Origin of the sequence: Marinihelvus fidelis (genome assembly GCF_008725655.1) — a bacterium.
Lineage (GTDB): Bacteria > Pseudomonadota > Gammaproteobacteria > Xanthomonadales > SZUA-36 > Marinihelvus > Marinihelvus fidelis.
Genome location: NZ_VYXP01000007.1, coordinates 218,390 through 229,245 on the forward strand (window position 1 = coordinate 218,390; position 10,856 = coordinate 229,245).

The 10,856-nt window shown below is 67.8% G+C and carries 7 protein-coding genes; 4 read left to right on the top strand and 3 right to left on the bottom strand.

The window, feature by feature from the left end; genetic code table 11:
* Positions 1-13 precede the first annotated feature (13 nt).
* Positions 14-4,234 carry a S8 family serine peptidase gene (locus F3N42_RS15870; protein ID WP_191621407.1) on the top strand — a complete coding sequence of 1,407 codons (4,221 nt, stop codon included), beginning with the start codon at positions 14-16 and terminating at the stop codon, positions 4,232-4,234.
* Here the strand turns inward: F3N42_RS15870 and F3N42_RS12865 are convergent.
* The 3 genes from F3N42_RS12865 to F3N42_RS12875 are packed head-to-tail and all read right to left on the bottom strand — an operon-like array spanning position 4,221 to position 7,638.
* The gene (locus F3N42_RS12865) at positions 4,221-5,570 is read right to left on the bottom strand and encodes an FAD-dependent oxidoreductase (protein WP_150864875.1); all 1,350 of its coding nucleotides are present in this window, start codon (positions 5,568-5,570) and stop codon (positions 4,221-4,223) included. The two genes, F3N42_RS15870 and F3N42_RS12865, sit on opposite strands and share 14 nt — an antisense overlap.
* Complete coding sequence (gene kynU, locus F3N42_RS12870; RefSeq protein ID WP_150864876.1) at positions 5,567-6,841, bottom strand: kynureninase; 1,275 nt, start codon at positions 6,839-6,841, stop codon at positions 5,567-5,569. The genes F3N42_RS12865 and kynU overlap by 4 nt, the downstream gene beginning before the upstream one ends.
* Entirely contained in the window at positions 6,838-7,638 is an 801-nt protein-coding gene (locus F3N42_RS12875) for a cyclase family protein (RefSeq protein WP_150864877.1), read from the bottom strand. Before F3N42_RS12875 ends, kynU begins: the two co-directional genes overlap by 4 nt.
* A gap of 134 nt (positions 7,639-7,772) precedes the next feature.
* Between F3N42_RS12875 and queA the strand changes: the two genes are divergently transcribed.
* From queA to tgt, 3 genes are all read left to right on the top strand, one after another.
* Positions 7,773-8,795 carry a tRNA preQ1(34) S-adenosylmethionine ribosyltransferase-isomerase QueA gene (gene queA / locus F3N42_RS12880; protein ID WP_150864878.1) on the top strand — a complete coding sequence of 341 codons (1,023 nt, stop codon included), beginning with the start codon at positions 7,773-7,775 and terminating at the stop codon, positions 8,793-8,795.
* Positions 8,796-8,884: 89 nt separating this feature from the next.
* A complete protein-coding gene (locus tag F3N42_RS12885) occupies positions 8,885-9,637 on the top strand; it encodes a class I SAM-dependent methyltransferase (RefSeq protein WP_150864879.1) in 753 nt (250 codons plus the stop codon).
* A 13-nt stretch (positions 9,638-9,650) separates the two neighbouring features.
* A complete protein-coding gene (gene tgt / locus F3N42_RS12890; RefSeq protein WP_150864880.1) occupies positions 9,651-10,757 on the top strand; it encodes a tRNA guanosine(34) transglycosylase Tgt in 1,107 nt (368 codons plus the stop codon).
* The last annotated feature ends 99 nt before the right edge of the window (positions 10,758-10,856 follow it).

Sequence of the window (10,856 nt, forward strand, 5' to 3'; positions counted from 1 at the left end):
GGGTACCCGAGTCATGTCCACTTTCCTGAACAGTCGCCCGGCCCGGGCGCTTATTGTGCTGCTGGCCGCGGCACTGGCGTCCACGGCACTGGGTAAATCCGCCGACGGCCGCCGGACCACCGCGACGACGCAGCGATACATCGTCATCTACGCCGATGACCCCCTGGTCAGGCACCTGTCGAATGCACCCCGCGACACCGCGGTGCTGACCAGCGCCCGGCACTCGGCGGCGAAGCTGCCCGCCGGCCGGCTAAACGTCCATTCGCCCACGGCCGCCAGCTACATGGCCGTGCTGGATGCCAGCCAGCGTGACATCGAGGCCCGTGCCTCGGCCCTGCTGGGCCGCGACCTGGAACCGGCGCGCCGCTACCGCGTCGCCACCAACGGTATCGCGGTTGACCTGGACGCCACCGAGGTCAAGCGCCTGGGCAAGCTGGACGGCATCGCCGGCATTTACCCGGACCTGGTCCACCGGATGAACACCGATTCCGGCCCGGTCTGGATTGGCGCGGACGCCATCTGGAACGGCCTGGACGGTATCCCGGCCACCGAGGGCGAGGGTGTTGTCGTTGGTATCATCGATTCCGGCATCAACTGGGAGCACCTGTCATTCGCGGATGCCGGTGACGATGGCGGTTATGACTTCGTCAATCCTTATGGCGAACAACTGGGGCTGTGTTCGCAGGAGGACGTGCTGTGTAACGACAAGCTCGTGGGTGTTTACGACTTTGTCGAGGATGACCCGAACACGGAAGTGGTCGAGGAGAACACCGACGGCCGCGACAATACCGACCACGGCTCGCACGTATCGTCGATCGCCGCCGGCAACCCGCTGTCCGGGCTGTCCATCGGCAGCTCGCCGCTGGTGCTGTCCGGTGTCGCGCCCAATGCCAACATTGTGTCCTACCGCGCCTGTTTCCTGGGTGACCCGGACGATTTCGATGACGATGGCTGCCAGTCGTCAGCCCTGCTGGAGGCCATCGACCAGGCCATCCTCGACGAAGTCGACGTGATCAACTACTCGATCGGTTCCGGCCCGTTCTCACCGTGGCAGGCACCGACGGCCATGGCGTTCCTGGAGGCCTACGAGGCCGGCATTTTCGTCGCCACCTCGGCCGGCAATGACGGCCCCGCGGCGGGCAGCGTCGGCAACCCGGCGATGGCGCCGTGGATCGTCGCTGTGGGCAGCGCCACGCACGACCGCGTGTTTGCCAACGTGCTGCAGAACATGCAGGGCGGCGACACGACCCCGCCGATGGACATGTACGGCACCAGCGGAACGGACCAGAGCCCGCTGGGCCTGACCGATATCGTTCACGCCGCCGACTACGGTTTCCCGCTCTGCGGCACGGGCCCTGCTGAACTGGGCCAGTTCTGTGAAGACAATACCGGTGCTTCAAACCCGTTCGAGGACGGCACCTTCACCGGCAAGATCGTCGTCTGCGACCGCGGCACCTATGGCCGGGTCGAGAAGGGCAAGAACGTCCTGGAGGCCGGCGCCGCCGGTTATGTGCTGGCCAACACCGAGCTGAACGGTGAAGCCACCGACAGCGACGAACACTGCCTGCCGGCTACCCATGTCGGCAAGACCGACGGCGACATCCTGCGGTCCTGGCTGGATAGCGGCATTGGCCACCAGGCCGCTTTCTCCGGATTCACCATTGCCCACGTCGACAGCGCCGGCGACCTGCTCAGCAGCTTCTCCTCGCGCGGCCCGACGCGGCCGCCCGCCGAAGATATCCTGAAACCGAACCTTCTCGCACCGGGCTTTGACATCCTGGGTGCGTCCAGCGAAGGCGCGGGCGCGCAGTCCGGCTTCGTGTTCCTGAACGGCACCTCGATGGCCTCGCCGCACGTAGCCGGTGCTGCCGCGCTGTTGCGGGCGGTCGACCCGGATACGACCCCTGCGATGATCGCTTCCGCCCTGCAGCTCACCGCGACGCGGGAACTGGCCCGCAACGAGGTGGGCGAGCCGGCGACCCTGCACGAGGTCGGCCATGGCCGCCCGCGGCTCAGTGAAGCCGCGCGCGCAGGCCTCTATTTCGACGAGACCTGGACCAATTTCTCCGCCGCGAACCCCGCGTTTGGCGGCGAGCCGCGCAACCTGAACCTGCCCAGCCTGATGGACGCCAACTGCGCCGACAGCTGTGAATTCACGCGCGTCGTGAAGCCACTGGTGCCGGGCAAGGAGTGGACCGTCACGCCGATGGATTTCCCGGAAGGCGTGGAGGTCACGGTGACGCCAGGCACGTTTACGCTGGCTGACGGCGCCGAGCAGTCACTGGCCATTACCGTCGACGTCACCGGCTCGAGCCAGATCGGCGACTGGGTGTTCGGCGAGATTCGCATGACCGCCGATGCTGTGCCCGACGCGTCCATGGTGGTCGCGGTGTTTGCCTCCGGCGGTGACCTGCCTGCAGAGCTGGACATTGCCAGTGACCAGGGCGCCGGCACCCAGGTGTTCGAGCTGTCAGGACTGGCCGAGATCACCCAGGGCGTCTATAGCGCCGGTGGTTTCGTTGGCCTGCAAAAACGCACCGAGGGGCTGGTCGAAGATCCGTCGTTCGATAACGCTTACGACGGTGGCGCAGGCACATTTACCCAGCTGGTTAACGTGCCGGCCGATGCGCTGTGGCTGCATTCCAGCACCGAGGCGTCGGACGCACTCGATCTCGACTTGTTCGTTGGCTACGACACCAACGGCAATGGCCTGGCGGACGAGTCTGAAGAACTGTGCGCCAGCACCACGCCGGAAGACCTCGAGCTCTGCGACATTTTCACCCCGCGCGAAGGCCAGTGGTGGATCGTGGTGCAGAACTGGGAAGACGGCATCGATGAAGGCGGCGCCGGCAACGGCACCACCGAGCAGGATGCGACCCTGGTCTGGGGTGTGGTGGCCGAAAGCGCTGACTCCAACCTGGTCGCCACCGGCCCCGGAATTGTCGAGGGCGGCGCGACCTTCCCGCTGCAGGTGGGCTGGGACAACGTCGCGGCGGTGCCGGGCCAGCGCCTGATGGGCGCCATTGCCATCGGCCGCAGCCAGGCCACCCCGGGTGACATCGGCGTGGTGCCGGTGTGGTTCCAGCGCTCCGGCCTGGGTAGCTTCCCGACCCGTGTGCTGGCCGACGAACGCTCGCACCGCTTCGCGCTGGCGGCCGGCGAGTCCAGGGAAAACCTGGTCATCGACGTGCCCCCGGGTACCAGCAAGCTGACCGTCAGCGCTTCCGGTGGCAATGCCGAGCAGAACAACGGCCTGGAGCTGTCCCTGTACCGTCGTGATTTCGACGGCGCTTTCACCAGTGCACCGAACGCGGCACCGCTGCCCGCTGGCAGCGCCGAGGCGACGATGAGCGGCAGTGGCGGCGTGGGGCCGGAAATCGTGATCGAGAACCCGGTGGTCACCGGTGGCGAATCGGTCTCCCCCGGACGTTGGTATGCCGTGGTCAGCAACAATGGCGGCTCGACCGCCGTGGTGACCGTGCAGGCCGACCTCGAGGCGGGCGATAACGTCATCGAGCCGTCTTGGGGCCTGTGGCAGCCGGCCTCGCGGCCAGGGCTGCGCCAGGGTTACGAGTACAACGTCGGCGGGCCCAACCGGGCGTTCCTCTGGTACACCTTTGACAGCACGGGCCAGCCGGCCTGGTACCTGGCTTCCGGGCCGGACGAAGGCGGCAATGCCTGGACCGCGGACCTGTACCGGTTCACCAACGATGGCCAGACCCAGTGGGGCGCAGTGGTGGGCGAGATGACCATCACGGTGCTGGACACGCACGACCAGGTCTTCAGCTGGACCCTGTACGGCCAGTCCGGAACGGACCGGATGGAAGCGCTGGCGCGCGGCTGCCCAACAGTGGGTGGCTCCGAGCAGAGCATCAGTGGCAGCTGGTACCGCGGCACGGCCGGCCTGGGTGGCGCCAGCGTGCTGGTCGACGGCAACAACCAGGGCCACATCCACTACCTGTTCGATGACTCGGGCGAGCCGCGCTGGCTCACGGCCTCGGGCACCGCGGACGCGGGCGAGATGTCGTTGCTGCAGTTCGAAGGCTACTGCGCCAGCTGCGCTGGCAACACGGCGGAGATCAGCTTCTCGGAGGTGGGTACGCTGATGGCCGACTTCTTCTCCGAAGACGAGGGCACCTGGACCCTGAACTACCTGTTCGAGTCACCGCTGTCCGGTAACGTCGACCGCACCGACGTGGTGGAGAAGCTGACCAACCCGGTCAGCTGCGAATAGGTGCCAATTCCGCTTCGACCAGGCGTCGCGCCTGGTCGAAGCTGATATCGTCGAGCCCGTCCGCGCCGTCCAGCAGGGTTTCCAGGATGGCGGCCTGGGTGTTGCCGCGGCGGAAGACCTCGGCATAGGGCAGGCGATGGAACATCACCAGTGAGTAGCGGGCGATGAAGCGGTCGCCGAAGCGCCGCTCCAGTTCGTGCTCCAGCGCCTTGCGCAGCAGGAAACGCGGGTCGGCCACCGATTCACGCATCACCCGGTAGTTCTCCAGCGCCATGTCGGCGATGGCGTTGGCGTTGTCACGTCGCAGGGCCTGGTATTGTGCGAACACCTCGCTCCAGTCACGGTCGCGGTCGCGCACCAGCCGCCCCATCACCTCGCAGTCCTCAAACGCCGCGTTCATGCCCTGGCCGTGAAAGGGCACGATGGCGTGCGCTGCATCGCCCAGCAGGGCCGCCGTGCCACCCAGGTGCCACTGGCGGCAGCGGATGGTGCCCAGCAAGCCAACGGGGTTGTCCCGGAATTCGGCCTGCATGTCCGTCATCAGTGGTACAGCGTCCGGGAACTCACGTTGCATGAACGCTTGCTGCGCCGGCCAGTCGCCCAGTGCCGAGAAGCCCGGATCACCGTCCTTGGGCAGGAACAGCGTGGCCGTGAAGCTGCCATCGAGGTTGGGCAGGGCGATGAGCATGAAGCCGCCGCGTGGCCAGATGTGCAGCGAGCGCGCGTCCATCGCGAATCCGCCGTCGGCGGCGGGCGGAATGGACAGCTCGCGGTAACCGTGTTCCAGCAGTTCCTCGCGCGCGCCGATATCGGTGTGTGACGCCATCGCGCGCCTGACCACCGAGCCGCCTCCATCGGCGCCGATCAGCACCTCGAAGGACCGGCTCTCGCCATCGCTGAAATGCAATTGCCGGGCATCCCAGTCGACCGTTTCGATGCGGCGGCCGAAATGCAGGTCGACGCGACCTGTTGCTTCGGCGCCGTTCAGCAGCACGCAGTTGAGCTGTGCCCGGTTCGACGACCAGATACGCTCGCCGGCGGCGCCGTAGGGCTGCGGCGTCAGCCGACCTTCCCGGTCGTGCATCATGCGCCCGGTCATCGGCAGCACGAACTCGTCGACGGCGTCGTCGAGACCGGCCAGCCGCAGCGCGTGGCAGCCGCGCTCGGCCAGCGCAAGGTTGATGGAGCGGCCATCGGGCGGGTCGCCCAGGCGCGGATCCGCGTGCCGTTCGAACACTTCGACCCGCAAACCCTGCGCGGCCAGCATCGCGGCCAGCAGCGCCCCGGCCAGGCCACCGCCGGCAATGGTCACAACGCCGGTGTCGCCGATCTTCATGGCTGCTGGCTCCAGTCATGGATGGCTTCGCCCAGCCGCCACAGGTCCTCGAAACGGTTGTACAGCGGTACCGGCGCCAGGCGCAGCAGGTCCGGCTCGCGCCAGTCGATGACCACGCCGCGCTCGGCCAGGTACGTGAACAGCGCGCGTCCCGCCGCCCGCCCGGCGCGCACGCGCAGGGACAACTGGCAGCCGCGTCGCTCGGGGTCGGACGGCGTCACGACGTCCAGCAGGTGCTCGAACCGCGTCCGCACCAGGTTGTCCAGCGCCGCTGTCATCGCCCGCGACTTGGCACGCAGCCGGTCCATGCCGGTCTCGTCGAACAGCGCCATCGACGCCCGCACCGGGGCCAGCGCCAGCACCGGCGGGTTGGACAGCTGCCAGGCATCGGCACCGGGCGCCGGGTTAAAGTCGGGGCCCATCCGGAAGCGGGTGGCCGGGTCGGCACCCCACCAGCCATGCAGCCTGGGCAGTTCGGGGTTGTCGTGGTGCCGCGCGTGCACGAAGGCGGCGGCCACCGCGCCCGGCCCGCTGTTCAGGTACTTGTAGGTGCACCAGGCGGCGAAGTCGGCGCCGTCGTCATGCAGGGCCAGTGGCACGTTGCCGGCGGCATGGGCCAGGTCGAAGCCGACCCGTGCCCCCGCGCCGTGCGCCGCCGCAACAATACGCCGCAGGTCGAACCGCTGCCCGGTGGCGTAGTGCACGCCCGGCCACAGTACCAGGGCCACGTGTTGGCCCTCGCGTTGCAAGTAGTCCTCGACCACCGATTCATCGAGCAGGTCGCCGCCGTCCGCGGGCCCCAGCTCCACCAGGCATTCGGCCGGATCCAGCCCGTGCAGCCGGATCTGCGATTCGACGGCATAACGGTCGGACGGAAAGGCCTGGCGTTCGATGACAATGCGACACCGGTCGCCGTTCGGGCGGTAGAAGCTGAGCATCAGCAGGTGCAGGTTCACGGTCAGCGAATTCATCGCCACGACTTCGTCGGCACGGGCGCCGGACAGCCGCGCCAGCGGCCCGCGCACGGTTTCGTGAATGGACACCCACGGATGCTCGCCGGCGAAATGGCCGTCGACGCCCAGGGCCCGCCACTTGCCCAGTTCGTCGTCCATGGTGGCGGCCAGCGCGCGTGGCTGCAGGCCCAGCGAATGGCCGCACAGGTAGATCGCATCGCCGCCATCCGGCGCGCGGGGAATCCAGAACGCGTCGCGGTATCGCGCCAGCGGGTCGTCGCTGTCCAGGGCGCGTGCGTGCTCCAGGCTTTCGATCACGCCAGGCCGTCCACGGGATACAGCATCGGCCGGCTCGCCGTGGCGTCGCCCAGCACCGGTGACAGTTCCAGCTGCAACCAGTACCAGCCGTCGGCCAGGTCGTCCGGCGCGAAGATCATCTCGGTGATGCTGCGGCGGCCGGCGTCGGTGTCCGGGTGCACCGGCGCATTGCCCAGCCCCCACCAGGTTCGGTGGTTGGCCAGCTTGCCGCCATCGTGGGCGGTATCCAGCGATGGCGTGTCGATCAGCAGGTGCTTCAGTGGCAGCGCCGCCAGCCGCCGGATGGCCGCGGGTTCCAGTACCGGGTAAGTGTGTTCGCCGTAATCGCGTGACTTCAGCGCCTCATCGGCGGGCCGCGCGCGGATCACCAGGGCATCGAAGGGCACATCGCCGGCCGCTTCCAGGGCCGCCGCCAGGCCGGCATCGGTGTACACCGGCCCGCCGGCATTGACGCTGCCATCGGCATCATCCGCCGGCGCCAGGCTGACGACGCGTGCCAGCGCCGGACCGGCGTAGATCGTGTCCTGCACGTGCTCGGCGAGCGCGGTGATGTGGCCGACGCACTCGGTGTGAGTGCCGTGGCAATGCGGGATAAAATTCACCACCTCGGCATTGCAGCTGCCACCTTCGGCGACACTGCCAACAAAGCCGCCGGCGCGCATCGGCGCCGCGGTTGCCGGTGATTCGGTAAAAAAGGCAGGCTGCGGCCCGTGCGGATCCAGGCCGATGGCGATGGAGCGCCCGCGCGCCAGGTCGACGGCCAGCTCGCGACCGTGCCAGTCGATGCGGGCAATCAAGAACGCGGGTCCCGGCGCGACGGGTTTTCAGGCAGGATAGGGTGCTGGCACACGCGAACAGGCATCGGCAATTCCGGGTTGGCGGGGAGAGTCATGAAAGTGAAAAAGTATAGAGGCTGCCGCGGGGCTTGGCGATGAAGACGAGTGATTTCACCTTTGAGTTGCCGCAGGCCCTGATCGCGCAGCATCCGCTGGCCGACCGGACCGCCAGCCGGCTGCTGTGCCTGGGCCGCTCCAACGGCGCCGTCACCCACCGTCAGTTTGCCGACCTGCCGGAGCTGTTGCGCGCGGGCGACCTGCTGGTGTTCAACGATACCCGGGTGATTCCCGCGCGGCTGCATGGCCACAAGGCCTCCGGCGGCCGGGTGGAAATCCTGGTGGAGCGACTGCTGCCGGACGATCGCTGCCTGGCGCAATTGCGGGTCAGCAAGAAACCGGCCGCGGGCAGCCATATCACGCTGGATGGCGGCAGCAACCTGGAGGTGCTGGGCCGCGAGGACAGTTTCTTCCTGCTCCATTCACCCGATGAGCCGTTGTCGGCGCTGCTGGAGCGCGAGGGCCACATGCCGCTGCCGCCGTACATCGAGCGCGAGGACAGCGAGGCCGACCGCGAGCGTTACCAGACCGTCTACGCGAACAAGCCGGGCGCGGTCGCCGCGCCCACCGCCGGCCTGCACTTTGACGACGCGCTGCTGGCGCGCCTGGACGACATGGGCGTGCGCCAGGCGCACGTGACCCTGCACGTGGGCGCGGGAACCTTCCAGCCGGTCCGCGCCGAGCGCATCGAGGACCACACCATGCACGCCGAACATATCGAGGTGCCCGAAGCCGTTGTCGACGCGATCGCACGCACCCGCGCCCGCGGTGGCCGGGTCATCGCCGTCGGCACCACCAGCGTACGCAGCCTTGAAACGGCCGCGGCAGGGGGCGAGCTGGCGCCGTTCAGTGGCGACTCGCGCATCTTCATCTACCCGGGCTTCGAATTCCGCGCCATCGACGCGATGATCACCAACTTCCACCTGCCGGAATCCACGCTGCTGATGCTGGTCAGCGCCTTCGCCGGCCGCAACGCTGTCCTCGCCGCCTACGAAGAAGCCGTCCGCGAGCGCTACCGCTTCTTCAGCTACGGCGACGCGATGTTCATCGGTGACGCGTGACGCGTGACGCGTGACTAACCCCTCCCTCCTCCCTCCTCCCCCCTTTCAAGCTAAAATACCCGCCCCCCAAGCCAACAAGCCCAATCCGCATGACCGACGCACTTCAGCAAGCCATGGACCGCGAGTGGTTCTATCCTTACCAGTTGCCGGGTGGCGACGTGGTGCCCAGCTATCACGGGGGTGAGCTGGACCATATCCATGCCACGCGCTGGGGCATGCTGGAGCGCCGGCTGAAGGCGGAGCATCCGCATGGTTTTGCCGGGCTGAAGGCGGTCGACCTGGCCGCGCACCAGGGCTGGTTCGCGCACCAGATGGCCGGCATCGGCCTGACCGATGTGCTGGGCATCGATGCCCGCGAGCGGCACGTCCGCGACGCCAGCCTGATGGCCGGCCTGCAGGGCAACGACGGCCTGTCGTTCCAGCAGGGCGATGTGTTCGAGATCGATACCGACGCGCTGGGCACCTTCGACGTGGTGCTGATGCTGGGCCTGCTCTACCACGTGGAAAACCCGGTGGGCGCACTGCGCGTGGCACGCCAGCTGTGCTCCGGCCTGTGCGTGATCGAGACCCAGGTGGCACCGAATATGTCCGGCATGCTCGACTACGGCAGCTACCGTTTCGTGCGGCCGATGAAGGGGTCGTTCGCCATCATCGACGAGATGGACGACACCGAGGGCCCCGAGGCCAGCGTCACCGGTATCTGCCTGGTGCCCAGCCTGGAAGCGCTGGTGTGGTGCATGGAGAAGGTCGGTTTCCGCGACGTCGAGGTCCTGCCGCCGCCCACCGACGGCTACGAGCAGCTGGTGCACGGCAAGCGCGTGATGGTTGCTGCCCGCGCCTGAGCGCGGCCCCGCCATGGATTTCGAGCTTCTTAACACCGATGGCGCCGCGCGCCGCGGCCGCCTGACCTTCGAACGCGGCACCGTTGAAACGCCCGCGTTCATGCCCGTCGGTACCTACGGCACGGTGAAGGCGATGACGCCGGAAGACGTGCGCCAGACCGGCGCCGAGATCATCCTGGGCAACACCTTTCACCTGATGCTGCGCCCCGGCGTCGACATCATCAAAAAGCACGGTAGCCTGCACGGCTTCATGAACTGGAAGCGGCCAATCCTGACCGATTCCGGCGGCTTCCAGGTGTGGAGCCTGGCGCACAAGCGCAAGATCACCGAGGAGGGTGTGACCTTCGCCTCGCCGGTCGATGGCGCGAAGATCTTCATGGGCCCGGAGGAGTCGATGGCGGTGCAGCGGGCGCTGGGTTCCGACATCGTCATGTGCTTCGACGAGTGCACGCCGTACCCGGCCACGGAACAGCAGGCGGCCGAATCCATGCGGCTGTCGATGCGCTGGGCCAAACGCTCCAAGGCCGCGCACGGCGACAATCCCTCGGCGCTGTTCGGCATTGTCCAGGGCGGCATGCACGGCGACCTGCGGCGCGAGTCCGTCGCCGCGCTCACCGAGATCGGTTTTCCGGGCTATGCCATTGGCGGCCTGTCTGTCGGCGAGCCCGAGGACGAGCGCCTGCACGTGCTGGACGAGACCCTGCCACACATGCCCGGTGGCGCGCCGCGCTACCTGATGGGTGTCGGCCGGCCCGAGGACATCGTCGAGGCGGTGCTGCGCGGCGTCGATATGTTCGACTGCGTCATGCCCACCCGCAACGCCCGCAACGGCTTCTACTTCACCCGCCGTGGCGTGCTGAAGATCCGCAACGCCCGTTTCGCCGACGACACCCGGCCGATTGACCCGGAATGCGGCTGCCCTACCTGTGCCTCGTATTCGCGGGCCTACCTGAAGCACCTGGAAAAGTGCAACGAGATGCTCGGTGCGCGCCTGGCGACCATGCATAACCTGTGGTTCTACCAGGAGCTCATGAGCGGGCTGCGGGGGGCCATCGAGGCTGGGGCGCTGGTCGAGCATGCCCGGGACGTGCTCGCGGGGTTGTCTTCCGGGGTGGAGTAGTCGCCAGGGGCCTGGGGGTGGGCGGGGCTTTACAGGGGGCGCTCAAGCCCGTCCCTGGGTCGCTTATCGGCGGCCATCCATAGCCGCCGAAACCCCTGT